23 protein-coding genes are annotated in these 23,294 nt (G+C 70.5%); 9 read left to right on the top strand and 14 right to left on the bottom strand.

Translation table 11 applies throughout. The annotated features are described in order from the left end of the window. From ACIBVQ_RS26560 to ACIBVQ_RS26545, 4 genes are read right to left on the bottom strand one after another with little or no spacing between them, the layout of a single operon-like run. A complete protein-coding gene (locus ACIBVQ_RS26560; RefSeq protein ID WP_399180698.1) occupies nucleotides 1-1,782 on the bottom strand; it encodes a hypothetical protein in 1,782 nt (593 codons plus the stop codon). Then, nucleotides 1,779-3,764 (bottom strand): hypothetical protein, encoded by a 1,986-nt coding sequence (locus ACIBVQ_RS26555; RefSeq protein ID WP_399180696.1) that lies wholly within the window; start codon nucleotides 3,762-3,764, stop codon nucleotides 1,779-1,781. The genes ACIBVQ_RS26560 and ACIBVQ_RS26555 overlap by 4 nt, the downstream gene beginning before the upstream one ends. Then, nucleotides 3,761-4,780: a hypothetical protein gene (locus ACIBVQ_RS26550; RefSeq protein WP_352012962.1), complete on the bottom strand. Its 1,020-nt coding sequence runs from the start codon at nucleotides 4,778-4,780 to the stop codon at nucleotides 3,761-3,763. The genes ACIBVQ_RS26555 and ACIBVQ_RS26550 overlap by 4 nt, the downstream gene beginning before the upstream one ends. A gap of 36 nt (nucleotides 4,781-4,816) precedes the next feature. Continuing rightward, nucleotides 4,817-6,238 carry a hypothetical protein gene (locus ACIBVQ_RS26545; protein WP_399180694.1) on the bottom strand — a complete coding sequence of 474 codons (1,422 nt, stop codon included), beginning with the start codon at nucleotides 6,236-6,238 and terminating at the stop codon, nucleotides 4,817-4,819. A gap of 236 nt (nucleotides 6,239-6,474) precedes the next feature. Here ACIBVQ_RS26545 and ACIBVQ_RS26540 point away from each other — a divergent pair, with 236 nt between their 5' ends. The 4 genes from ACIBVQ_RS26540 (at nucleotide 6,475) to ACIBVQ_RS26525 (ending at nucleotide 10,639) form a co-directional block, all read left to right on the top strand. After that, nucleotides 6,475-7,869, top strand: a complete 1,395-nt coding sequence (locus tag ACIBVQ_RS26540; protein WP_399180692.1) for a DUF4407 domain-containing protein — start codon at nucleotides 6,475-6,477, stop codon at nucleotides 7,867-7,869. Nucleotides 7,870-7,877: 8 nt separating this feature from the next. Further along, on the top strand, nucleotides 7,878-9,353 hold the full coding sequence (locus ACIBVQ_RS26535; RefSeq protein WP_399180690.1) for a protein kinase: 1,476 nt from the start codon (nucleotides 7,878-7,880) through the stop codon (nucleotides 9,351-9,353). Between the two features lie 106 nt (nucleotides 9,354-9,459). Further along, on the top strand, nucleotides 9,460-10,254 hold the full coding sequence (locus tag ACIBVQ_RS26530) for a GntR family transcriptional regulator (RefSeq protein ID WP_352012958.1): 795 nt from the start codon (nucleotides 9,460-9,462) through the stop codon (nucleotides 10,252-10,254). A 37-nt stretch (nucleotides 10,255-10,291) separates the two neighbouring features. Beyond that, complete coding sequence (locus tag ACIBVQ_RS26525; RefSeq protein ID WP_352012957.1) at nucleotides 10,292-10,639, top strand: VOC family protein; 348 nt, start codon at nucleotides 10,292-10,294, stop codon at nucleotides 10,637-10,639. On the opposite strand, the gene ACIBVQ_RS26520 is transcribed toward ACIBVQ_RS26525, so the two are convergent. After that, the gene (locus tag ACIBVQ_RS26520; protein WP_399180688.1) at nucleotides 10,626-11,222 is read right to left on the bottom strand and encodes a TetR/AcrR family transcriptional regulator; all 597 of its coding nucleotides are present in this window, start codon (nucleotides 11,220-11,222) and stop codon (nucleotides 10,626-10,628) included. The genes ACIBVQ_RS26525 and ACIBVQ_RS26520 overlap by 14 nt on opposite strands. A 236-nt stretch (nucleotides 11,223-11,458) precedes the next feature. Between ACIBVQ_RS26520 and ACIBVQ_RS26515 the strand changes: the two genes are divergently transcribed. The 3 genes from ACIBVQ_RS26515 to ACIBVQ_RS26505 all read left to right on the top strand — a co-directional run bounded on the left by ACIBVQ_RS26515 (nucleotide 11,459) and on the right by ACIBVQ_RS26505 (nucleotide 12,934). Next, nucleotides 11,459-11,872, top strand: a complete 414-nt coding sequence (locus ACIBVQ_RS26515) for a hypothetical protein (RefSeq protein WP_362917504.1) — start codon at nucleotides 11,459-11,461, stop codon at nucleotides 11,870-11,872. Next, the gene (locus tag ACIBVQ_RS26510; RefSeq protein WP_352012954.1) at nucleotides 11,873-12,190 is read left to right on the top strand and encodes a hypothetical protein; all 318 of its coding nucleotides are present in this window, start codon (nucleotides 11,873-11,875) and stop codon (nucleotides 12,188-12,190) included. It begins immediately after the preceding gene. A gap of 222 nt (nucleotides 12,191-12,412) precedes the next feature. After that, nucleotides 12,413-12,934, top strand: coding sequence for a peptidoglycan recognition family protein (locus tag ACIBVQ_RS26505; protein ID WP_399180685.1), 522 nt, complete (start codon nucleotides 12,413-12,415; stop codon nucleotides 12,932-12,934). Nucleotides 12,935-13,429: 495 nt separating this feature from the next. Here the strand turns inward: ACIBVQ_RS26505 and ACIBVQ_RS26500 are convergent, their stop codons facing one another. The 8 genes from ACIBVQ_RS26500 to ACIBVQ_RS26465 form a co-directional block, all read right to left on the bottom strand. Continuing rightward, nucleotides 13,430-13,915 carry an Ohr family peroxiredoxin gene (locus ACIBVQ_RS26500; RefSeq protein ID WP_352012951.1) on the bottom strand — a complete coding sequence of 162 codons (486 nt, stop codon included), beginning with the start codon at nucleotides 13,913-13,915 and terminating at the stop codon, nucleotides 13,430-13,432. Next, complete coding sequence (locus tag ACIBVQ_RS26495) at nucleotides 13,912-14,661, bottom strand: hypothetical protein (RefSeq protein ID WP_399180683.1); 750 nt, start codon at nucleotides 14,659-14,661, stop codon at nucleotides 13,912-13,914. The genes ACIBVQ_RS26500 and ACIBVQ_RS26495 overlap by 4 nt, the downstream gene beginning before the upstream one ends. Beyond that, on the bottom strand, nucleotides 14,654-15,559 hold the full coding sequence (locus ACIBVQ_RS26490) for an RNA polymerase sigma-70 factor (RefSeq protein ID WP_399180681.1): 906 nt from the start codon (nucleotides 15,557-15,559) through the stop codon (nucleotides 14,654-14,656). The genes ACIBVQ_RS26495 and ACIBVQ_RS26490 overlap by 8 nt, the downstream gene beginning before the upstream one ends. 92 nt (nucleotides 15,560-15,651) lie before the next feature. Then, on the bottom strand, nucleotides 15,652-17,403 hold the full coding sequence (locus ACIBVQ_RS26485) for a ferritin-like domain-containing protein (protein WP_399180679.1): 1,752 nt from the start codon (nucleotides 17,401-17,403) through the stop codon (nucleotides 15,652-15,654). Then, nucleotides 17,396-17,626: a hypothetical protein gene (locus ACIBVQ_RS26480; RefSeq protein WP_352012947.1), complete on the bottom strand. Its 231-nt coding sequence runs from the start codon at nucleotides 17,624-17,626 to the stop codon at nucleotides 17,396-17,398. Before ACIBVQ_RS26480 ends, ACIBVQ_RS26485 begins: the two co-directional genes overlap by 8 nt. A gap of 61 nt (nucleotides 17,627-17,687) precedes the next feature. After that, nucleotides 17,688-18,110, bottom strand: coding sequence for a cupin domain-containing protein (locus ACIBVQ_RS26475; RefSeq protein WP_362917494.1), 423 nt, complete (start codon nucleotides 18,108-18,110; stop codon nucleotides 17,688-17,690). 3 nt (nucleotides 18,111-18,113) lie between these two features. Continuing rightward, nucleotides 18,114-18,875: an SDR family oxidoreductase gene (locus ACIBVQ_RS26470; RefSeq protein ID WP_386191017.1), complete on the bottom strand. Its 762-nt coding sequence runs from the start codon at nucleotides 18,873-18,875 to the stop codon at nucleotides 18,114-18,116. Nucleotides 18,876-18,993: 118 nt separating this feature from the next. After that, complete coding sequence (locus tag ACIBVQ_RS26465; RefSeq protein ID WP_399180676.1) at nucleotides 18,994-20,172, bottom strand: low temperature requirement protein A; 1,179 nt, start codon at nucleotides 20,170-20,172, stop codon at nucleotides 18,994-18,996. Between the two features lie 153 nt (nucleotides 20,173-20,325). On the opposite strand from ACIBVQ_RS26465, the gene ACIBVQ_RS26460 reads away from it, so the two are divergent. Both ACIBVQ_RS26460 and ACIBVQ_RS26455 read left to right on the top strand, forming a co-directional pair. After that, a complete protein-coding gene (locus tag ACIBVQ_RS26460) occupies nucleotides 20,326-21,150 on the top strand; it encodes a sugar nucleotide-binding protein (RefSeq protein ID WP_362917488.1) in 825 nt (274 codons plus the stop codon). Nucleotides 21,151-21,239: 89 nt separating this feature from the next. Then, entirely contained in the window at nucleotides 21,240-21,422 is a 183-nt protein-coding gene (locus ACIBVQ_RS26455) for a hypothetical protein (protein WP_386191025.1), read from the top strand. Between the two features lie 42 nt (nucleotides 21,423-21,464). Here the strand turns inward: ACIBVQ_RS26455 and ACIBVQ_RS26450 are convergent, their stop codons facing one another. After that, complete coding sequence (locus tag ACIBVQ_RS26450) at nucleotides 21,465-23,264, bottom strand: ABC transporter ATP-binding protein (RefSeq protein WP_399180674.1); 1,800 nt, start codon at nucleotides 23,262-23,264, stop codon at nucleotides 21,465-21,467. Between the last annotated feature and the right edge of the window lie 30 nt (nucleotides 23,265-23,294).

Below are 23,294 nucleotides of genomic sequence, written 5' to 3'. Positions count from 1 at the left end.
TCAGGACCGTCCCGAGCGGCGGGCGGTGTTCCTCCGCCGCTCGGACGGGTCCCGTCCCGGCTCACCGAGTTCCCGCACGACGTCGTCGAGGAGCTCACGGGTGATCCCCTGGCCGAGCAGCGTCAGGAACACCTCCCTCATGAGGAGGGGGCGGGCGTCCCATGCGCACGTGAGGGCCAGCGCGGCGAGCAACGGCGCCGGAGGAAGCCCGACGGAGAGTACCTCCCGCAGCGCCTCCTCTCCGGGCTCCTGGCCATAGGCGGCGGTCAGCAGGTCGCGGTGCCGCCGGATCTGGCCTTCCTGGTCGCCCGGGTGGAGCCGCTGGACCACCTCGACGAGCTGCCCGCGTCGCCGCAGCGCGGCGCGGACGGCCGCCCGCCCGGTCTCGTCGGCGCCCCGCCGTACCAGCTCGTCGCAGGCGGTCCTGGCGGACGGCGGATCGACGGGTTCCCTGGCCGCCGCGTCGGCCAGGTCGTCCGGCGACAGCGAGGCGAGGAGCGCGGCGCGTTCGGCCGCGCCGAGGTAGCGGGTGAGCCGTACCGTGACGGCCGGCTCGGCGGCCGTCATCCGGCGCAGGGCGGCCACCAGCGGCGGCGGGATCCGGCGTCCCGCGTCGCGGACGATCCGGTCGAGGCCGTCGACGGTGAGCCGGGGCCCGTAGGCCAGGCTCAGCAGCGCGTCGTAGAGGCGTTCCTGGATCGTCTGGTCCAGCGTGGGGTCCGGCACCAGCAGTCTGCGGCTGCCGATGATCTGCCGGTGGCGTTCCTGTTCGCCTCCCCCACGCGCCCGCGCCGCCAGGATGTTGAGCTGGACCAGGTGTTGCGGGAGCATGTCGAGCCGCCCCTGCCCGAGGGCGTCGGCGCACGAGGTCAGCACCTCGTCTCCCCCGGTCGCCAACCACTCCTCAAAGTTCGATATATCGGATATGTCAGGCAACTCGAAGAGGAGGCCGAGTTCACCGAGCACCGGCAGGACCGTGGCGAGGTTCTCCGCGCTCATGGACCTCGGCCGGGTGTCCCGGGCGAACCGCGCCGTCAGCTCCACGAGCCGGTCGCCGCCCAGGAGCGCGTTGTGGTAGACACGCGCGACGTCCTGGTCCTCGGGGATCTCCGCCCCGCGTCCCCAGGAGACCGGATACGCCCCCGCGGGCGCGTGCCTGGCGAACGACAACCTGATCCGGTGCCGCGAGGCGCTGTCCGTCCAGGTCGAGGCGGTCATCTTCGCCCTGAAGCCGTACGGCAGCAGCGCCGTCACCGCGTCGAAGAACAGCAGGCGGTCGAGCAGCGGCACGTCCTCCCCGTTCACGACGCAGACCGGCTGCCCGGTCAGCAGCAGCGCCGCCGCGCCCACCACGGTCTCGTCGGCGGCCCGCGCGGTCACCTGCGGGTCCAGCGTCGGCACGTCCACCAGGAGCGGCCCCGTGACGGGCAGCGCGCGTTCGGCGAACGCCCGGTAGAGCCCCTCGAAGGACACCGGCCCCTCGGCGGCCCGCTCGTAGGGCACGCAGAAGTACCGGGTGATCGCGATGTCCCTGCCGAGCCCGTCCCGCTCGTCGGACCACTCCTGTACGGCCAGGCCCAGGTGCGCGCTGTCCCTGCCGCCGAACCAGCTCATCGTCACCTGGGGCAGCTCGGTGGAGGTGCCCGGCGCGTAGCGGGTGATGATCTTGCTGAAGTCACCGCCGCCCACCTTCCCGTCGCTGCAGGCGAGCACCTTCTCCCCGTCCCGCGTCCCCGGCTCCTTGCCCCACAGCGCCCACTCGGCGGTCAGCCGGACGGTCAAGGGGTCACCCTGATCACCACATAGACGACAACGATGGCCGCGATCACGAAGAAGGCGATCAGGATCCGGCCCCCTATGGGAATCGCACGGCCATAAGGCCGGCTGTCATCCCTGCGTTTCCGGGCGAACGGCTGGAACCGGGCGAGAAGACCCCTACGTGGACGCGGGCGCTGGTGCGGTGACGAGGCGGGAACCAGGCCGCCCAAAGACCCGGTGACCGGCGGGGCGGTGACCGGGGGCCGGACGGGCTGGGGACTCACAGGCTGGGGGCTCGGGCCGGGAGACAGCAGCTGACCGACCACGTGGTCGAGCGTCTTGGGGGCGAGCCGGGCCTGGTCCAGGAACTCGCAGAAGGCGTCCACCAGGACGTTCCGGGCGCCTGAGCCGTACAGGCTCACCGCGGCGGCGACCAACCCCGCCGACTCGGGCGGGAGGGGAAACCTGAGCACCTCCTTGAACTCGGCGCGCCCGAACGACCGGCCGTAGGCCGCGACCAGCAGGCTTCTGAACCAGGCGAACCGGGTCTCCCCGTCGTCCGGATGAACGGATTCGATCGCGGCGGCGAGATAGCCGTGCTCCCGCAGCGCCGGGGCGATCGCCGGGTCCTCGGCGGCGTCGCCGCCCCTCATGACGAGCTCCCGGTAGACCAGCTGCACGATCGGCGGGTCGAACGGCTCCCCGGCAGCGGCCCTGACCAGGTCCCCGGTCTGCAGTTTCCGCAGTACGTCCGCCTTGCGCTCGTTGTCGGAACACAGCGGCAGCAGTCTCACCACGACGCCGGGCTCGGCGGGCATGCGCAGCATGGCGTTGACCAGCGTTTTGCTCAGCCCGCCCAGTTCCTCCTGAATCCTCCCCACGCCTTCGACGGTGAGCTCGGGGCCGTACCCGACGGCCAGGACGGTGTCGTAGAGGAAGGTCTCCAGGCGTTTGGGCAGCTTCGGGTACTCCCACAGCAGCCGCTTCACCCTGATGGTCTCCCGGTGGAGGCGCCGGTCCCCGTCGAGGAGACCGGCGGCGGCGTTGAGCCTTCCCAGGCGAGCCTCAAGCTCGTCGTACCGTTCCTGCTCAAGAAGGTCGGCGCAGGCCTTCAACGCCTCACCGACCTGCGCGGACGACCACCTGACGGGCATCAGCGCCGTCGCGCGGCTCGCCTCGTCGAGCAGGGTGAGGACCCGCTGCTGGGCGTCCTTGAACGACAGCGGCTCGGTCTGCCTCGCGAGCCTGGTCACGGCCTCCTCCGGGGAGAACGCGTCGAGCAGTTCCACGTACCGGCCCGCGATGTCACGGCGGGCGGCGACGGCGTCGTCGGCCTCCCAGGTGACGGAGTACGCCCCCTCCCTGGTGTGCTTGGCGAACGAGAGCTTGATCCGGTGCTCGGCGGAGCTGTCGGTCCACGTCGAGACCGTCAGCCGTGCCCGCAGGCCGTACGGCAGGAGCGCGGCGACCGTGTCGAGGAAGCGCAGCCGTTCGCGCATCGAGACGGCCTCGCCCCGCAGCACGCAGACCTGCTCGTCCGTCAGCAGCAGCGCCGCGGCGTTCATCGCCGTCCTGTCGACCCGGTCCGCGATCACCCTCGGGTCGAGGACGGGGACGTTCACGTTGAGGGGGCCGTCGACCGGCAGCGTTCGGCCGACGAGGGCGTCGTAGAGCCCCTCGTAGGAGACCGGGCCGTCGGCGACCTGACCGTAGGGCACGCAGAAGTAGCGGGTGTCGGCGATCGGCCTGCCCAGCCGGTCCCTGCGGTCCGACCACTCCTGGATGGCCAGGCCGATGTAGGGGGTGTCGATGCCCCCGACCCAGCTGACCGTCACCTGGGGCAGGTCCGTGGGGGTCCCCGGCGCGTAGCGGGTGACGATCTTGACGAAGTCGTCGTGACCCAGCCGCCCCCTGCTGCACGCCAGGACGTTGTAGTCGTCCCTGGTGTCGGAGAGCTTGCCCCACAGAGCCCATTCCGCCGCGAGCCGCACCTCCCCCCTGGTCATCGGACTCCCTTCGCGTCCCCGTTCGACGACAGCTGCTGCCCGAGCCAGAGCATCGGCTCGACCACGTTGATCGGGTGCGCCTGCCCGCGGATCTGGTAGCCGCTTCCCGGCGGGGTGTGCGGGTCCCGTACGCCGCCCGCGCCTCCGAGCGCCTCGGGGATCAGGTTCTGGAAGTCGTCGGGGTCGAAGGTCCCCCTCATCGGGTTCAGGTAGAAGCCGATCGACGAGGTCACGAAGAACTTGATCCGGTCGGGGTGGAAGAACTGTTTGAGGGTGGGCAGCACCATGTTCGCGTTTCCGCTGGCCGAGACGGTGGACAGGGCCTGGAACAGCTCCTCGGCGTCCTCCTCTCCGACCCGGGGGAAGCAGTGGGGGTCGGCGGGGTCGGGGCTCAGCAGGCTCAGGCTCTGCGCGGTCTTCAGAACCCGCAGTTCGTCGAACTTGGTGACGCAGACGGCGAGGTGGTGCGGCAGCATGCCGTCGGCGAACTCGTCCGTGGCGAGCATCCGCTGGGCGAGGTCGGCCAGCACTCCGTGCAGGTAGGCGAAGGCGTCCCCGTCCTCGAACTCCCGGATCGGGTCGAAGAGGAAGACGATGCCCCTGCTTGAGGCGAGGTTGTCGAGCAGGTCCTCCCGGTCGGTCCCGCGCCCGCGCTTGGAGTGGTACGAACGGCCCGGCGCGTCCAGCACGTCGATCCCGATCTTCCAGGCGCGCTCCTCCTTGCGCCTGCGCCCCCATCGTCTGGGCTGCGGCTCCGGCTTCTTGCTCAGGAACCAGCGGTAGTGGCCCAGTGCCCCGGTCGCCGGGGGGAAGCGCTGGTCGTGGGAGAGCGCCGTGGTCATCTCGATGAGGAAGTCGGTCGAGGGACCGTCGGCCCCGATGACCCGCCACGGCCCCTTCTTGAGGATGAGAGCGATGTCGAGGGCGGCGAGGAACGTGGTCTTCCCGCTGCCCGGCGCCCCCCATATGGCGATGTTGTGATCGGAACGTGCCGGTTGTCCCAGGTCAGGGTGCACGGTGAGCCTCATTCCATCTGTTCGCTGACATCTCACTCACGGCGTCTCGATCAGGGGGAAGGGGATCCGCTGGGTCCGCGACGCCATCAGGCCGAGCCCGGCGCCGAGTTCCCGGACGTCCACCGCGTCGTCGAGCCGGACCAGCCCGTCCCGGCCCAGGCGGGACCAGGCGGAGCCCTCCCGCCCCGGAGGCCGGTCGCAGATCGCCCCGAACACCAGGCCGGGGTACTGCTCAAGCCTGCGCACCTGCTGTTCCCAGTCGATCCTGCGCGGGCAGGGCAGGACCTCCGAGTGGTGCGCCCTGGGCGGGTGCGGCGGCCCGTCGCCGACCGTGAGCAGCGCCGTACGCCCCTGGAAGGCCGGGGGAAGGCGGCTCGCCACCTCGGCCAGCATGTCCTCGACCATCGCCGCGCCGGTGTAACCCCGGTAGACGGCCTCGCGTTCCCTGACGCGTTCCTCCAGGAGTTCCAGGGACCGCCGGGCGCGTTCTGCGGGCGCCTGCCAGTCTGCGACGTCGACCGGATCGTCGAGAACCTTCCGCTGGAAGGAGTGCGCGCCGTAGGCGACCAGCGACACCTGGAGCCGGTCGTCCAGTTCGCCGGATATCGTGGTGATCATCTGGCTGACGCGCCGCAGCCTCTCGTGCACCCGCTCGGCCGCCCCGCTGACCTCGACGGCGCAGATCAGATGCGCGGGCCCGACCGACGGTTCGAGCCGGTACGGCACCGCGGCCACCAGTTCGGTCCAGCTCCGGCCGCCTCTGGTGAGACCGGGCAGACCGGAGAAGCGGACCCGGCCGGGCCGTTCCAGCTCGGCGGTGATCTCGTAGCGTCCCGGTGGGACCTTCGCCGTGTGGACGGACAGCGGTGTGGGCCGCCGGTCCTGCCACGCCACGACCACGAACGCCGTGCCCTGCTCGTCGCTCGGCTCGCAGCGGACGGTGACGGCGGAGGAGCTGCCGCGCTGGGTGTCGATCGCGAACAGCGGCGCGCAGGTGAGTTCGAGCCGGTTGGTCGCCGGGTGACGTCTCAGGACGACGAGCTCGTAGGACCGACACAGGGGTTCGTCGGCGACGACCTCACGGAGAAGCGTCTCGACCCGCACCCCGGAGCGGGTGAAGGAGAAGGCCCGTGGATGGGCCGCCCTCAACCACTCCATCGCCTCCTCGGCCCGGGAGTCGCCCGGAGCCGAGCCGACCAGCACCACCGTGGTTTCGGCGGAGGCCCGCACGGCGTCGAGAACCGCCTGTCTGTCCCCGGGACCTCCTGGGGTGTCCTTCGAGTCGGTCCAGCGGACCACCTCTCTCCCCTGGCCACGGGGTGTTCCCGCCTCGTCACGGTGCAGGTCGAAGACGGTGACGCCCTGAGCCGCGACCTCCGCCACGCACAGGCGCCTGGTGCCGCCCAGCTCGGCGACCGCTTCGGTGAAGGTCTTGCGGAGCAAGCTCGATTCGGTCAACTAAGACTCCCGTTGCCACATCTCCCCAAAGCCGGTCTTGTTCCCCGAATAGTCACCTATGCCGTCAAACCGAAAAAACGACACAAGTCAGAAATTTTGCTATATTTCGCCGTCATTCACCGTGCTCATATTTGGCAATATGCATAGCCTATCCTGGCCCTGTACTGGTAGATCTGATACGAGGCAATCATGGTGCTCACGATCCGAGCAGGGGAGCCATTCCCGAGAGGAAACATGTGAGAAAGTTTCTGATCACCCTGTCCGGGGCCCAGCCCGACATCGTCAGGAGCTGCCCGACCGAGCACGGCAAGTTCGAGGGTATCGGCGGCGCGGTCCTCACCACCGGTGTGCTGGCCATTGTCTCGATGACGTTCGCCCTGTACAGCGCGCTCGGCGTCAGCATCTTCCTCGCCGTACCCGCCAGCGTCCTGTGGGGCCTGGCCATCATGAGCCTCGACCGGTGGCTGGTCGGTTCCATCCAGACGGACGGGCCACGCCGATGGCGACTGGTCATACCGAGAATCCTCATGGCCGTGCTGCTCGGCGCGGTCATCTCGACCCCCCTCGTTCTGCAGATCTTCAAATCCGAGATCGACGCCCAGATCGTCCAGATCAGACAAGATCGCGCCAATAGCTTCACCCGCGAGCAGAAGAAAGGCGACATCGGCCAGGACGTCACCGCCCTGCGCCAGTCCGTCGCCGATCTGCGGAAGGTGATCGCCTCCCAGGGGGACGTGCCGCAGGACCCGGCGAAAGACCCGAAAATCAAGGCGCTGACCGCCGAACGCGACGCGCAGAAGAAACAGGCGGACGAGTACTACGACAAGTGGCAGTGCCAGCTGTACGGCGGGCCGACCTGCCCCCGCAAGGGCGACGGCGTGGTGGCCAAGGCGAGCAAGGCGGCCTACGACAAGGCGAACTCCCGGCTCGACACCCTCAACAAGCAGGTCGAGAAGCGCAAGCGGGAGCTGACCGCCAACGACGAGACCACCAAGCAGATCCGGTTCGAGGCGGCCAAGGCCGAACTGCCGAAGGTCCAGGAGCAGCTCGACGCCGCCGTACGACGGCAGAGCGACCTCCAGGAGTCCTTCGACGCGGAGAACAGGTCGGCCAACGGACTGCTGATCAGGCTGCGGGCGCTCAACGAGGTCTCCGGCAGGGACCTCACCCTCAACGCGGCCCGTCTCCTGCTGTTCCTGCTGTTCCTGCTGATCGAGTGCCTGCCGGTGACCGTCAAGATGATGCAGAAACCCGGCAACTACGAGAAGATCCTCGACCTGGCGGCACGACACGAGTTCCGTTCCGTCAAGGACAGCTTCGTCCCGGGCGTCCGGGCCGAGGGAGCCGGGGCGTCCCCGGTCATGGGGGACATCTGGCGCCGGGACGCCGCCCCCTCCCCGAAGCCCGACACCCCGGGCACCGTCCCGATGCCGCCTCCCCGGTCCGACGCGCGGGACGGCTCCACCACCTTCGAGACCCGGCCGGACACCCTCGACCCTGACGACGGGCACGTCTCCCTGGAGGACGAGGCGCTGCGTCAGATGCCGGACACGTGGGTGACCCGCACCACCGTCTCCGGCCAGGGCGCGGAGCGATCCGGCGGATTCGAGCTGTTCCCCGACGACGAGTGAGCCGTCATTTGATCAGAAGCCGTTATCGCCTGCTGTCCACACTCGCCCAGGGAGGCATGGGCGCCATCTGGCTGGCCAGGGACGTGGTGCTCGACCGCCATGTGGCGCTCAAGGAGGTCGTGCTGACGCCGTACGGGGAGGACCTGTCCGTACGCACCGAGCGGGCGCTGCGTGAGGCGCGCGCCGCGGCGAGCGTCGGCCACCCCGGCATCGTCAAGATCTACGACGTGTTCCTCGAAGAGGACAGGCCCTGGATCGTCATGGACTACATCAAGGGCCGCTCGCTCCTGAACCTGATCGAGGACGGCGGGCTCGGCGAGCGCGAACTGGCCAGGATCGGCGTCCGTGTGCTCGACGCGCTGAGCGCCGCGCACCGCGCCGGTGTCGTGCACCGCGACGTCAAGCCCGCCAACATCGTGATCAGCGAGGAGGGCGAGGTGTTCCTGGTGGACTTCGGCATCGCCCAGATCAACGGTCTGAGCGGCCTCACCACCCACAACGCCCTGGCGGGCACCCCGGACTTCATGGCGCCGGAACGCGTCAACGGCGGACGGACCGGCCCGCCCGCCGACCTGTGGTCCCTGGGGGTCACCCTCTTCCACGCCCTGGAGGGATACTCCCCCTTCCGCCGCGACAACGCCGCCGCGACCATGGGCGCCGTCCTCACCCAGCCACCGCCGCCGCTCTCCCGCGGGGGACGGCTGTCCGAGGCGGTCGTACGACTGCTGGAGAAGGACCCGGCCAGGCGGATGGGCGCCGACGAACTCGCCCGCGTCCTGAGGTCGGTCGTCGCGGGCCCGATCCCCCCGCCGCCGCCTCGGGAACGACAGGAACGCCGGGAACCCCCGGAGCGCCAGGACCGTCAGGTCACGGAGCGACGCGCCGTCGACCCGCGGAAGGCCGCGCGCCGCCTGGGCGCCATGGCGGCCGGACCCGCCGCGAGACTCCTGGAGACGCTGCCCAAGGAGACCGCCCAGCAGGTGGTGTCCCTGCTTGAGCCACGGACCGCCGGAGGAATCCTGCTGGAGCTCCCCGAGAGCCAGGCCGCCGCCGTCCTCGTGGGGCTACAGGTGAGGGACGTCGGCGGTCTGCTGGAACGAATGGCCGTCGTCCCCGCGCGGGCCGCCTCGGTGCTGCAGATGATGTCCGCCGCCAGGGCGGGCCGCGTGGTGGACTACATCCGCCTTGAGGAGGCCTCCGCGATCGTCGGCGCGCTGCCCTCCGGTGAGGCGGCGCGGATCCTCGCCCACGCCCATGTCCGCACCGCCGCCGGGATCGTCAGGGAACTCTCCGGAACCCCGGCCGCCGTCCGGCTCGTCGAGGCCATGCCGCTACGCCGGGCCTGCGACGTCCTCTGCTACGTGCCGCCCGCGGTCATCGCCACGGCGCTGCGGAACCTCCCCGCCGGGCTCGCCGAACGACTGCTCGACGGCCTGGACGACAGGACCCGCGGCCTCGTCCTGCACCACCTGAAACGCCCCTGAGCCGTGGAACGGACCCGCGAGGGGCGACGGTCTCGATACGATCAATGGAAATGTCCCGGTCAGTGGTAGTCCGCCGCGAATGCCGACCCAAGGGGGAAACAAGAGGATGAGCGGCTCGCCGGCCCGCCGCACCCCGCGTGGCGCCGCGGGTGGGTTACCCCGCGTCGGCAACGGCTCCCTGGCCGAACGGACCACCCGTGCCCTCCTTGAGGCCATCATGGAGCGCCGCTTCCCCGGCGACCGCCTGCCCAACGAACCCGACCTCGCCGCCCAGCTCGGCGTCAGCCGCACCACCATCCGTACGGCGCTGCAGACGCTCGGACGGCTCGGCGTCGTCAGCAGGGCCCCGGCCAGGGGCACCCAGATCCGCCCCCACGTCGGGCGTGAGAGCATCCTGCTGCACCGCCTGGTCGGCTTCCGCGGACTGCTTGAGGCCAACCACGACGAGGTGCGCGTCGAACAGCGCTTCGAGGTGCGCGAACACCCGACCCCCGCGGGCATGACGGCCCTGGGCATCGGCGAGGACACCCCGATGGTGGCGCACGACAAGGTCATCTTCGCCGACGGGCGCCCGGCGGTGCACCTGTCGCAGGAGGTGCCGCTCGGCTTCGTCGCCGAGGAGGTACGGCGCAGGCTCGTCGCGGGGCACCGCTTCGACCCCCCGGACACCATCTTCGAGTTCAGCCGGTCATGGCCGGGCCGGGAGATCGACCACTCCCTCGTCGAACTGGTTCCCGCCGTGGTGCCGCAGGCCGCCGGGTTCCGCCTCGACATGGCGCCGGGCACGCCGTACATCGCGATGCGGGAGGTCCACTACGCGGCGAGCAACGAGGCCGTCGCCTACTCGGAGGAGACCGTCGACGACTCCCTCATCCGGTTCAGGATGGTCCGTACCCGCTGATCCGGTATGAAGGAGACCGTCCTTCGGGGAGGAAACCATGAGCGTTCGCCGTGTCGTGCCGGACATCCATACGGAGTCCATGGAACAGAGCCGTGACTTCTACGGCCTGCTCGGCCTCGTCGAGGTCATGGACCTGGGGTGGGTCGTGACGATGGCCTCACCGGCCAACCCGACGGCGCAGGTCATCCTGATGGGACCGGAGGCGAGCGCCACGGTCCACCCCGACGTCAGCGTCGAGGTGGACGACGTGGACGCGGTCCACGAGGCGCTGGTCGCGCGGGGCGCGAAGATCGTGCACTCCCTGCGGGACGAACCGTGGGGGGTGCGCCGGTTCTTCGTGCTCGACCCGAACGGCAAGGTCGTCAACGTCGTCAGCCACCGGTGACCGGCTGGGCCAGCAGCAGGCCCGCGCAGCGGGCGACGAGGTCCTCGGCGTGGGCGGGGATCGCGCCGCCCGCCTGGTGGTGACGGCGCACCGTGGCGTAGGGGAGATCGACGGTCGCCAGCACCAGCCGCTCGACCTCCGGCGGTGTGCCCGGCCCGAGGCGCCTGGCCAGGGCGACGAGGGCCTCCTCGATCCGGCGGTTGCCGGCCCTCAGCCGTTCACGGGCGTCCCGCGGCCAGTCGGACTCGCCGAAGTCCGCGGGGCCGTACAACAGGACACGGGCCTGGAGCGGGTTGGCCCGGCTCCACGCGACAACGTGACCGGCCGCCGCCATGACGGCCCGCTCCGGCGGCTCCTCGTGCGTCGCGGCCAGGAAACCCTCCTGGAAACGGCCGACGGTGCGCAGCCACAGCGCGGCGAGCAGAGCCGCCCTGCTGGGGAAGCGGTGGTAGACCGAACCGCTCGGCGCGCCCGCCTCACGGGCGACCGCCGCCATGGTGACGCTCCCCGGCCCCGACCGCGCCGCCAGCCGCACCGCGGCGTCGAGGAGCCGGTCGACATCGTGCTGTGACGGTCTTCCCACGGCCCAAGAATACGGGTGGGGAAACACGACACCCACGGTGCGTGGCAGTGCGTGGCGGAAGAGTCACTGGCCCCTTACCGGAAGCCCAAGAATCGGCTCGCTATCTGTACTTTCCGTATTACATTAGTCACTCTCTGTATAGACGTCGTGCACGGCACGCCCTAGGAAAGGAAAGCCGATGTCGACCGGACCACGCTCCGTCTCCTTCTGGAGCGGCCCCCGGGGACGGCACTGACGTGTTGCGCCGGCTCATTCACCGATTCGACCGCCGGGTCGGCTTCCGCGGATCGGTGTTGCTGTTCCTGGCACTGTGGAGCGCCAGCCAGGCGATCCGGCTCGCCTGGCCCGACCCCCTGGTCACCAGGACCCCCACCTACGTCTACCTCGCCAGCGTCGCCCCACTCGGGATGCTGGCCGTTCCCTGGGCCGCCTGCGCGATCATGTGCGGCATCCAGGCCTTCACCATGACCGACTGGGTGGCCTTCGCCCTCGCCGCAGGCGTCCTGGTCGCCTGGGCCGTGATCCACCTGGTGGGCGGCGTCAGGGGAGCGATCCCCCAGGCGTACTGGGCCTGCGTCGTGCAGGTGGCGGTCGCGAGCCTCATCCTGCGCCTGTCGCGCTGGCCCGAGCCAACAGAACGGGGGCACTGAATGGACCCTGGCGTCATCGTCGGCGCTGCGGGCGCGCTGGCCGGCCTGCTTTCCACCGTCTACACCGCCCGACAGGCCAGAAGAGCCGCGGAGGACCAGGAGGCCGCCGCCGAACGCGCGGCGCTCCGCCAGGTCGAACAAGGCGCCTACCAACGGGCGAGCGCCTTCGACGTGGACACCCAGATGCGCATGCAGGCCGAGATCGCACGCCAGGCGGAGCAGATCCGCACCCTGCAACGGCAGGTCGCCAGACTGACCCGGCAACTCACCCATGTGGGCCTGGTCCCCGACATCGACGACGAGGAAGAACACGCGTGACCCGGCCCACCACCACCGCGTACGGCCTGCACGGCTCGTACGGCGCCGCGGGCCTGTTCGGGGCGGCGCCTCGGAGCAGGGCCGTGACCTGGAGCGACACCGCGAACCTGTGCGGAATGACACCTCAGGACGACACTGCGAGCTCGTTCGGGGCCTCGCCCCGGGACCAGACCGCGATCCGGAGCAACACCGTGAGTCCGAACACCGACAGAGGAGATGCCCATGAGCATGCTCAGCCGCCGTGACTGGGGGGCCAGGCCCCCCAAGGACGCCTACACCACGCTCACCCACACCAAGGGTGTCAAGATCCACTACACCGGCGACCACGTCGATCCCGCCCTGGCCAGGGAGCACGCCAGGTGCGTGGCCACGGTCAAGGCGATCCAGGACCACCACATGGACGGCAACGGCTGGATCGACATCGGCTACTCGCTGGTGGTCTGCCCGCACCGCACGATCTTCCAGGGCCGGGGCGCCGGGCATCTGCCCGCCGCCAACGGCGCCGGACTCAACTCCGACCACTACGCCGTCCTGGGGCTCGTCGGCACCTCCGGCCTGACCCAGCCGCCCGACGACATGCTGCTGGGCATCCTCGATGCGGTCGACTATCTCCGTGAACACGGCGGCGCGGGCAACGAGGTCAAGGGCCACCGCGACGGCTACTCGACCGACTGCCCCGGCGAAGCCCTCTACAACTGGCTCAAAGCCGGCGCCCCCCGCCCCAAGACCGACGAGTCCCACTGACCGACGTGCTCCCCGCACGTGCGGGGAGCACGCCCCGGGGCCCCGGGTCCGCGCCGGTCGAGCCGCGACGGCTCACACCGGACGGCCCGCCACCGAGACAGGCCGGGCCCGGTGGGCGCCGATGGTCAGGTCGGTCAGCCGTCGTTCGTCGCCGGTCGTGGTCGTCCAGGTTCGGACGGCGGGCAGGAACACACGTCGTTCGATCCGTGAAGTCGGGACTCCTCACCTGGGCTGGAATTCCCGGGAACTTTCGTCCGGGCCGAAATTTCCGAGGTTCTTCATTCGGACCGTGAGTCCCGGGTTTCGGAGCGACTGTGAGCCTTCACATAAGCCTGCACAGGGCCGTGTAGGGAGCCGGAGTTCGGAGAGGCCGGGCATTTCGCGTAGGGACGGGTCCCCGGCGCACGGAAGCCGCCCGCGGTGGCGTGCCCGAGCCGCACGTCAGGAGGTACGGCGGGGCGACGTTCCACCGCCCGCCGTACCGACCTCAGGAGCTCAGGGGGCGAGGGTGAGGGTGGTGGGGATGCCTTGGCGGGTCATTTTGGTGTAGGGGCACAGGGCGGCTGCCTGGGTGAGGAGGGGGTTGGCCCTGTCGGGGGTGGCTCCGGGCCAGTTGACGACGAGGTCGGCGCGGAGTTGGTACCCGCCGTCCGCCGGGTCGCGGCCGAAGGCGACGGTCGCCTCGACCGTGATCGCGGCGGGGTCGAGGTGGTGCTGACGGGCCAGCAGGCTGAGGGCGCCGTGGAAGCAGGCGGCGTAGCCCGCGGCGAAGAGCTGCTCGGGGTTCGGCCCCGTGGCGTCGCCACCCAGTTCCTCGGGCATCCGCAGCTCCAGGTCAAGGGCGCCGTCCGCGGAGCGGGCCCGGCCGGTGGCCCGGCCGTGGGCGGAGCTGCCGCCGCTCACCTCGACACTCGTGACGTAGAGCGGTTTGAACGCCGAGCCGTCGTAGTCGTGGTCCGTGGACAGGATCGGGTCGTTCACCGGTACGCCTTCCGTGGCAGCGGGCGATGCCACGGCCGCAGTTTGTCGGGGTTCAGCACGATCCACACGGCGGTGACCCGGGCTCCGGCGACGCTCATGCCGACCACCGCCACGGCCTGGCCCGCCTGGCGCAGCACCAGGCCCGTCCGGCCGTTCACCGACTCGGCGGTCACCTCGGTGCCGGACTGGCCGGTCAGCAGGGCGACGACGAAACAGGCGACCGCGTCCGCCCCGTGAACGGGATGTACGGCGGCGCGTAGTTTGCCGCCTCCGTCGCTCACGGCTGTCGCGTTCCCGGCCAGGATCTCCCGCAGTGCCGTCACGTCCCCCAGGCCCCAGACCTGGGCGAACCGCCTTACGACACGGTCGTGCTCGGCGAGGGCCCGCGGGTGTGCCGAACCGACGGTGAGGGCCCGTGGGCGCGTGGGTTCGGCGGTGAGGGCGGGCGGACGCGCGGGGCCGACGGGTTCCGGCCGGTGCTCCGGGGCGGCGACGCCGGGGACGGGAGCCGGGGCCGGGGCGGCGAGGAGTTCGAGGCAGATCCCTCCGGCCACCTTCGTCAGCCAGGCGCGGGGCACCGTGATGGCGCCGCGTTCCGCCTCGTCGAGGGTGTACCAGCGGCGGTAGGTCTCCTGGACGATCCGGTCGGCCAGGGGTTCCGAACCCAGCATCCACAGGGCGATCTCGATCAGGTGCCGACGTTCGTTGAGCATCTCCGTCAGCGTCCCGGCGCTCACCTCAGCCATGTCCCACCGCCCCGACCGTGCGAGGCCGTGAGCGTTCGAACGCGTCGAGTTTGGCCGGGTTGACGACCCACATGACGTGGTGGATGCCCTGTGGGGAGGCGTCGATGGTGAGGAAGGTGGTGCCGTGGTTGCGGGGGACGATCACCCCGGCCCTGCCGTTCGCCTCGACCCAGGTGATGTCGGCGCCCGGCCAGAACCGCGGCGCGTAGGTGGCGACGAACTTCGCCACCCGGGAACCGCCCGTGATGGGGAAGCGCGCCGAGCCTCTCATGCCGTCCCCGTCGGAGGAGCTGACGACGTCCGCCGCGAAGAGATCTTCGAGGGCGGCGACGTTCCCCGTCTCGGCGGCGGCGAGGAAGACCTTCAGCAGGCGCCGGTGCTCCGTCTTGTCGATGGGCTCGCGGCGCTCGGCGGTCAGGCGTTTACGGGCGCGGCTCACGAGCTGGCGGACGTTGACCTGGCTGAGCTGGAGGATCTCCGCGATCTGCGGATAGGGGTAGACGAAGGCCTCACGGAGCACGTAGGCGGCCCGTTCCGTCGGGGTGAGCCGCTCCAGCAACAGCAGGAAGGCGAATTCGAGCGCCTCCCCGCGTTCGGCGCCCAGGGTGGGGTCGAGGCTGGTGTCGACGGGTTCGGGGAGCCACGGCCCTATGTAGGCCTCACGGCGTGAGCGGGCGGACTGGATGACGTTGATGGACAGGCGGGTGGTGATCAACGCCAGGAAGGCCGAGGGGTTCTCGACGGTCGCGCGGTCGGTGTTCTGCCAGCGCATCCAGACCTCCTGGAGGATGTCCTCGGCCTCCGTCACGCTGCCGAGCATCCGGTAGGCGATGCCGAACAGGCGCGGACGCAGCTCGACGAACGCGGAGGCGACCTGTTCCAGGGATTCCGTACGCATGTTCACCCGTGCCTTCGCTGCATCGGCGACAACCTGTCCACATTGATTCCCCGGCCGTCCGGTGATCCGTCACACGACCGGCCCAAAACGGCCTACGCTCCGCCGTCGCACAGCGACCCCGGTTCCTCCCGGAAGTCGATCCTCCGGTGGGTGCCGTCGCACAGCGGTTTGTTGCCGGAGTGGCCGCAGCGGCACAGCGTCATCCTGTTGCGGGTCTCCAGCGGCTGTCCGTCGGAGCGGGTGACCGGCACCCCTCCGGTGACCCACAGCGCGCTGGCCAGGCCGTTCTCCTCCTCCAGGACCGAGACGGCCTGCGGGAGGTCGGGTTCGACCGTCTCGCCGCCACGGCTCAGGGCGTAGCTGTAGGAGCCGGAGGGACAGTGGTCGATGCGGCCCATGATGTCGGAGCGCACGTCGCTGTCGTCGGTGTCGGCGAGCATCTCGGCGATCGGCCTGGTCCGCCCGACGCAGAAGGCCGCGTGGACGCACAGCTCCCCCACCCGCTGGGCCGAGATGCCCACCCCGTCGTGCACGTGCTGCGTCTCCCTGTACGGCGGGGCGACTGCGGCCTCCGTGCCGTCGAACCCGACCGCCGCGTGGGTCCCGTCGCAGAACGGCTTCGACGAGGAGTGCCCGCAGCGGCACAGCGCGTAGGTGTCCTCGGTCTCCAGGTGTTCGTGGGTCTGCCAGGTCAGCGCGTCGTTCCCGGCGGAGACGATCTTCCGCTTGCGTCTGAGGGGCACGCCGCCGTACACCACGTAGGGGCCGTCGCGCAGGACGACGATCCGCCGCCGGTCGCCGACGCTCCACCGGCGCAGTTCGGGCGCCACGTACTCGAAGGTGGGACCGGCGTCGGGCGTCTCCATCAGGGCCTGGGCCTGCGCCTTGAGCGCGTACATGGTGCCGGTGGCGACCGAGAGCATCCTCGGGCTGCCGTTGAACGCCTGTTCCAGCAGGTGCAGAAGGGCGCAGTAGGTGTGGTTGAACTCCTCCTGCGCGGCGCGGGCGGCGCTGCCGGGCGGCGCGGGCCTGGGGTCGCGCCGCATCGGACGCACCCCGGCCAGGTCGACGGAGACGGCCTCACCGGTCGGCCCTGACTGCGGGGTGTCGCCACGTCGGTAGCGGCGGCCCGCCTTCAGCTCCTGGAACCGGTAGTAGTGCGCGACCTCGTCCCGTTCCGGGTGGAAGACGTCCCGGTCTCCGTCCCAGACCTCGTCGTGGTCCAGGCCCTCGCCCTGTTCGACGATCTCCGCCAGCGCCGTCAGCGCGGACTTCAGGCCGTCGACGACGACCAGCCGCCCGGCGGTGTGCCGGAAGTGGGCCGCGTGCACCTGGCGTGCGGGGTCGCCGCTGAAGACCTCCTGTTCACCGAGCCGGTCGCACAGCAGCCGCAGTCCCTGTTCGACGGCGGCGTAGAACTGCCCGATCGTCTCGTAGCCGTCGCTCTCCGCAACGGCACCGGCGGGCGCGGGCCGTTCGATCCGCAGGAACATCTCCAGTGCCTCCGGCCCGAAGGGGACCAGGGACAGTTCGATGTCGCTGTGGGGCAGCCGCCGGGGATGCGGTGGCAGCATCTCCGGGGTGTCGAGGCGCGGTCTGCCGCCGACGGCGTTGAGCAGGTTCGCGGCCAGCGTCAGGTGCAGCATCTCCTCGGCGAAGACGCTGCCCACCACCTCGACGGCCTCCCGGTTGCGCTCCGGGTCCAGCGAGTACAGCGCGCACAGGTACGGCGGCAGCGTCGCGTGTTCCAGCTCGATCGCCCACTGCAGGTGTTCCCTGAGGCTGTCGAGCGTGTCGATCCCCCCGTTGACGCCCCGGCCGTCCCGGACCGGGTGTTCAGGCACCGTGACCGCCGGGCCGGGAGTCGTCCTCCAGCACCTCGACCGCTTCGAGCAGACCCCGCAGGCCGATCTCCTCGCGCTCGGCGTCGGTGGGGTCGAACAGCCAGTCGGTGACCGGCAGCCCGGCCACCTCCTCGGGATGGCTCGCCTCGACCTGGGTCAGTTCGATCTCGACCTCGGCCTGGAGTTCGTACAGGAACTCGTTCTCGGCGTTCGGGGTGCTCATCTTTCCTCCGCGTGTGGTTCGAACGCTCCGCCGTACGGCGTGCGGGCGGTGTGGGCCGGGGTCAGGCGGGGCGTGGGGCGCGACGGTCCCCGCGCTGGGCGAGTTCGTCCTCGTCCACGAGGGTGAGCATCGGTCTGCCCGGCTCGCACAGCATCGTGACGGTGAACCGCAGCGGGACGTCGTCGCGGTTGTTGCCGTCCTGGTAGTGGATGACGTCGCCGCCCGGCTCCCAGAAGGCCTCCCCGGCGCGGACGACACGCTCGGGCTCGCCCTCGATCTCGAACAGCATCTCGCCCTCCAGGACGTAGCCGAACGCCGGTCCCGAGTGGCGGTGTGGCGGAGTGCCCGGGTCACCGGGCGGGAACTCGATCACCACGGTCATCGCGTGCGCGCCCCGCGGGATGAACGGCGGTTCCGCCTCCTGCAGCATGGTCAGCGCCGTCTGCCATGCGTTCGATCCTGGTTTCCGCGTGCCCTCGGACATGGGTCACCTGCCCTGGGCCTGCGCCGTACGGCCTGGCCAGTCGCGGTAGCGGATCCGGCCGAGGGTGGCGCCCTCCTCCGGCACCAGGGTCCGCTCCTCCAGCTCGCTGCCGAAGTAGCGCGCGTGCGGGTCGGTGACCACCTCGCGGGGGTCGCCCCATTCGGCCAGTACGCCGCGGAAGAACTCGTCCATCTGGAACCGTTCCGGACCGGCGATCTCGATCCTGCCGTTGATCGGCGAGCCGACCGCGACCTTGCCGACCTCCTGCGCGACCTCGTCGCCCGCCATGGGCTGGAAGCGCACGGGCGCCACCCGCACCTTGTCGCCGTCCGTGGCCTCGTCGGCGATGTGCCGGACGAACTCGAAGAACTGGGTCGCGTGGACGAGGGAGAACGGGATCGACGACTTCTCGATCAGCTGTTCCTGGGCGATCTTCGCCCGGAAGTAGCCGTTCTCGGGCAGCCGTTCCGTGCCGACCACCGAGACCGCGACGTGGTGACCGACGCCCGCCGCCGCCTCCGCGGCCAGCAGGTTGCCCGTGGAGGTCGTGAAGAACTCCATCACCGCGGTGGCCTCGAAGGAGGGGGAGTTCGACACGTCGACCACGACCTGGGCGCCCTCCAACACCTCCGCAAGCCCTTCACCGGTGAGGGTGTTGACCCCGGTGCTCGGCGCCGCCGCCACCGCCTGGTGACCGTGTTCGTTCAGTTTCGCCACAAGCTTCGACCCGATCAGGCCGGTTCCACCGACCACGACGATCTTCATGGCAGACCCTTTCCGCTTGTCCTCTGTCCGCCGGGGCACCCGTGTGCCAACCGGTCGCCAGCTAAGACAGGGCAACCCCCGAGCCTGTGACAGCCGTCGCGAAAATCTTTTTTGACGGCTACGCCGCCTCCTGCCGGGACGCCCTCCTCGCGGTGGTGATCGTCACCGCGACCAGCAGGACGCAGACGGCCGTGATCGCCCCGACCACGGCGGCCACCCCGATCGCGGGCGTCGCGAGGGGCAGCGCCAGGACGGCGACGACACCGCCCAGTGCCGGGACGGGACGGATGACGGGCTCCGCCGTGATGAGTCTGTGCAGGGCCCAGAGCATGGCGAGATACACCCCGGTCGGGATGGCGACGGCGTAGCCGAGGGCCGACGGTGACGCCGCCACCGCGTGCCCGCTCTGTTCGACCGCCACTTCGAGCCCGGCGCCGAGGGCCGCCAGGGCCGCGAAGATGACGTAGTGGCCGTACCCCCACAGATAGGACCGATGGCGGCGGTCGTTGAGGCCCTCCCCCGCCTCGGTGAGGAAGTAGAGCCACCACAGGGCGAACAGCAGGACGAGGGCGCAGACGGCGATGACCACGAAGGACGGCCTGATCTCCGCCGCTTCGAGTGCCCCGGCGACTCCCCGGCTCGCGGCCAGCACGCTCTCCCCGAGCAGGATGATCGTGAACAGGCCGTAGCGTTCGGCGATGTGGTGCGGGTGCCAGTTGGTGGACCTGACCCGTTCCGCCCACCTCGGCACCGCGAGTTCCAGGACGACCAGGCAGACGAAGGCCGGCAGCCAGGCGGACTCCGGCAGGACACCCGTGTCCGCGAGGACGAGCCGCAGCACCCATCCCACCTGCAGGACGGTGATGCCGGCGGCGTAGCGCAGCGCGGTGCGACGACCGGCCGGATCTTCGAGACCGGCCCGCACCCACTGGGCGACGAGCCCGATCCTCATGATGATGTAGCCCAGCGTGACGATGCCGTAGTCGGAGTGGTCGGCCGCGGCGGGCACCCCGGCGGCCAGCGTCAGCACCCCGCCCATCTGGACCATGGTCAGCAGCCGGTAGAGAACGTCGTCGGTGTCGTAGGACGAGGCGAACCACGTGAAGTTCATCCACGCCCACCAGATCGCGAAGAACACCTGCAGGAACGGCACCAGCCCGGTGAGGCCGTGACCGGCGGCGACGGCGTGCGCGAGCTGGGCGGTGACGGCCGCGACCGCGACCACGAAGGTGAGGTCGAACAGCAACTCCAGCTGGCTGGAGACGCGGTGCGGCTCGTCGATGGCACGAGCGGTCATCCGGACCCGGATCCGGACGGACGTGCTGGCTGGTGGCACGGTCTTGCTCCTGTCGTTCGCACCTGACTGGTTCGCCATAGTCTGACCTGCCTGAAAGACAGGGCGGCGTCCCGGTCTGTGACACCTCACCGCCTCCGGTTACGGTGACGGCCCATGAGAATCTGCATCGTAGGCGCCAGCGGCTTTCTCGGCGGCGAACTCCTACGGCGGGCCGCCACCGGCCATGTCGTCGCCGCGACCTATCTGAACCGCCCGGGAACGACGGCGGGGGCCGACTGGCTGCCGCTCGACGTCCGTGACCGTACGGCCGTGGCCGACCTGGTCAGGTCCTTCGCCCCCGACGTCGTCGTCAACGCGGCCTACGACCAGGCCGACTGGACGACCACGGCGCTCGGCGCCGCCCACGTGGCCGTCGCGACCCGGGAGAACGGCGGGCGCCTGGTGCACGTGTCCAGCGACGCCGTGTTCTCCGGCAGGGCGATCACCTACACCGAGGACGACGTCCCCGACCCGATCACCCCGTACGGAGCGGCGAAGGCGGCAGCCGAGGTGGCCGTGCAGGTGATCGACCCCTCGGCCCTGATCGCCAGGACGTCCCTGATCGTCGGGGACGGCGGCTCCTCCCACGAGGCCATGGTCCACTCCCTGGCCGCGGGCCGTACGCCCGGAGCGCTGTTCACCGACGAGGTGCGCTGCCCCGTGCACGTCTCCGACCTGGCCTCGGCCCTGCTGGAGCTCGCCGCCTCCGGCCGTTCGGGGGTCCACCATGTGGCCGGGGCCGACGCGGTGAGCCGCTACGACCTCGGTCTCCTGATCGCGGAACGCGACGGCCTGGACCCGGCCCGCCTGCCCTCCGGCCGCAGCGCCGACCTCCCCTCGCCCCGCCCCCTCGACGTCCGCCTGGACTGCTCCCTGACCCGGCGACACCTGCGAACGAGACTCCGCGGCGCACGGGAGTTCCTGCGAAACGGGGCCTGACCTGGCACGCCGTACCCTCTGACGTCGGCCGAGCCGACGGCGGCAAACCGCCTTTGCTGGCGATCGGCGAGGTCAAATGGAACAAGACGATGGGAAACAGCCACCTCGTACGGCTGCGGCGCATCCGTGATCTCATCAGTCAGGGCGACCGGTACGACACCTCTCACACCCGCCTGGTGTGTTATTCGGGGTCGGGCTTCACCGGCGAACTCCTCCAGGTGGCCCAACAGGAGTCCGCCGAGCTCATCTCCCTCGACCATTTGTACGCCTGAGAACATTCAGAACCTCAAGGGGGCCCCGCGGGTCCTCGGCTGTCAGGCGAGCAGCTGGTTGTGGGCGAGTTCGCGGTAGAGGGGGGAGATCCTCAGGAGTTCCTCGTGCCTGCCCTGGGCCACGACCCGGCCGTTCTCCATGACGATGATCGAGTCGGCCGCGACCACGGTCGAGAGCCGGTGCGCGATCACGATGATCGACTGGGTGCCGTCCTTGGCGCGCAGGACGTCCTGGACGACCTTCTCGTTGTTGCTGTCCAGGTTCGAGGTGACCTCGTCCAGCAGCAGGATCGGCGCGTCGGCGAGGAACGCCCGCGCGATCGCCAGCCGCTGCCGTTCGCCACCGCTGAGCAGCACCCCGACCTCACCGACCTGGGCGTCGAGGAAGTCGTCCGTCGCGGGCAGGTTGACCCGGCGCAGGGCCTCAAGGCACCGTTCCCGGCTCGCGGTGTGCGCGCCGAGCAGCAGGTTGTCCCGTACGGTGCCGGACAGCGCGGGCGCGTCCTGCTCGACGTAGGAGATCTGCCCGCGCAGCTCGTCGCGTGACAGCCGCCGCACGTCCTCGCCGAGGAAGCCGATCTCCCCCTCGGTGACGTCGTGGAACCGTTCGAGCAGGGCGAAGAGCGTCGACTTGCCCGCGCCGGACGGGCCGACCACGGCCGTCGTCCTGCCGCCGGGGAAGTCCAGGGTCACGTTCCGCAGGGCCCAGGCCTCGTCGTCGGAGCCGTTCTCCGTACGCCTCGGGTAGCGGAAGGAGACGTCCCTGAGCGTGAAGACCGGCTCGCCGGGGGCCGTCCGTGCGGGCAGGGCCGTCAGCGGGGTGTCGGTCTCCGGCTCCATCGCCTGGATCTCCATGATCCGGGTGAGCGAGCCGAAGGCCTCGCCGAGCAGGGAGACCAGACCGCCGAACACCGTGATCGGGGTGGCCATGAGCAGCAGATACATGATGAAGGCGCTGAGCTGGCCGATGGTGAGCGAGCCCGCGGCGACCCGGATCGCCCCGGCGGCGACGACCGCGACGAGCAGCAGCTGTACGGCGACGCCGGAGAAGGTCTGCACGACGGCCCGCAGCCGGGCGACGGCGAAGCCCGCGTCGAGGGCCTCGCGGGCCCGTTCCACGGCGGAGTCGGCCTCTCGGGTGGTCGAGACGGTGGCACGGATGGTCCGTATCGCGCCGAGTGCCCGGGTGACGACGGTGGCCAGGTCGCCGACGGCGTTCTGCGCGCGCAACCCGGCCGGGCGGGTACGCCGTCCGATCAGGTAGATCGCCACGATGACCACGAAGATGGCCAGCGCCGCGAGCGCCAGCAGCACCCAGTCGATCAGCGCCATCATGACGATGGAGACCAGCACCGTGATCAGGCTGGTGGCCAGCTCGACCAGTCCCGAACTGAGGATGGACCGGGTCTGGGACACGTCGGTGGTGATCCTGGAGACGAGGTCGCCGCGCTCACGCCGTTCGAGCACGCCGATCGGCAGCCGGTAGACGTGCCTGATCAGCCGTTGCCTGGTGTCGAAGGCGAAGCGTTCGCCTGAGCGTTGCAGGACGTACTGTTCGAGCCCGTTGAGGGTGGCGCTGGCCACCAGCAGCGCGAACATGAGCCCCAGCGCCCCGTACGGCACGCCCCCGGCGAACCCGTCTACCGTCGAGGAGACCAGCAGCGGCTGCAGCGCCGCGAGCACGGTCGAGGCGGCGCCGAACGCGAACGCCACGACCATGCTCGGGCGGTACGGCCTCAGCAGGGCCAGCGCCTGCCGGAACCCGGCGACCTGGGGTGCCGCCTGTCCGGACCCGGGGGTGGCGTCCGGTGCCACGGTCTCCTGCGCGACTACGGTGGTCACGGTATACGACCTCGTTTCCGGAAATTTCAG

Source organism: Streptosporangium sp. NPDC049376, assembly GCF_044466505.1.
Classification (GTDB): domain Bacteria; phylum Actinomycetota; class Actinomycetes; order Streptosporangiales; family Streptosporangiaceae; genus Streptosporangium.
This window is presented reverse-complemented; position numbering and strand designations above follow the sequence as displayed.

Bases quoted from the DNA above. Each gene is read 5' to 3' on its own strand.
- ACIBVQ_RS26555 (WP_399180696.1), bottom strand. From the start codon at position 3,764: ATGACCAGGGGGGAGGTGCGGCTCGCGGCGGAATGGGCTCTGTGGGGC.
- ACIBVQ_RS26530 (WP_352012958.1), top strand. From the start codon at position 9,460: ATGAGCGGCTCGCCGGCCCGCCGCACCCCGCGTGGCGCCGCGGGTGGG.
- ACIBVQ_RS26525 (WP_352012957.1), top strand. From the start codon at position 10,292: ATGAGCGTTCGCCGTGTCGTGCCGGACATCCATACGGAGTCCATGGAA.
- ACIBVQ_RS26510 (WP_352012954.1), top strand. From the start codon at position 11,873: ATGGACCCTGGCGTCATCGTCGGCGCTGCGGGCGCGCTGGCCGGCCTG.
- ACIBVQ_RS26505 (WP_399180685.1), top strand. From the start codon at position 12,413: ATGAGCATGCTCAGCCGCCGTGACTGGGGGGCCAGGCCCCCCAAGGAC.
- ACIBVQ_RS26495 (WP_399180683.1), bottom strand. From the start codon at position 14,661: ATGGCTGAGGTGAGCGCCGGGACGCTGACGGAGATGCTCAACGAACGT.
- ACIBVQ_RS26490 (WP_399180681.1), bottom strand. From the start codon at position 15,559: ATGCGTACGGAATCCCTGGAACAGGTCGCCTCCGCGTTCGTCGAGCTG.
- ACIBVQ_RS26480 (WP_352012947.1), bottom strand. From the start codon at position 17,626: ATGAGCACCCCGAACGCCGAGAACGAGTTCCTGTACGAACTCCAGGCC.
- ACIBVQ_RS26475 (WP_362917494.1), bottom strand. From the start codon at position 18,110: ATGTCCGAGGGCACGCGGAAACCAGGATCGAACGCATGGCAGACGGCG.
- ACIBVQ_RS26470 (WP_386191017.1), bottom strand. From the start codon at position 18,875: ATGAAGATCGTCGTGGTCGGTGGAACCGGCCTGATCGGGTCGAAGCTT.
- ACIBVQ_RS26465 (WP_399180676.1), bottom strand. From the start codon at position 20,172: ATGACCGCTCGTGCCATCGACGAGCCGCACCGCGTCTCCAGCCAGCTG.
- ACIBVQ_RS26460 (WP_362917488.1), top strand. From the start codon at position 20,326: ATGAGAATCTGCATCGTAGGCGCCAGCGGCTTTCTCGGCGGCGAACTC.
- ACIBVQ_RS26455 (WP_386191025.1), top strand. From the start codon at position 21,240: ATGGGAAACAGCCACCTCGTACGGCTGCGGCGCATCCGTGATCTCATC.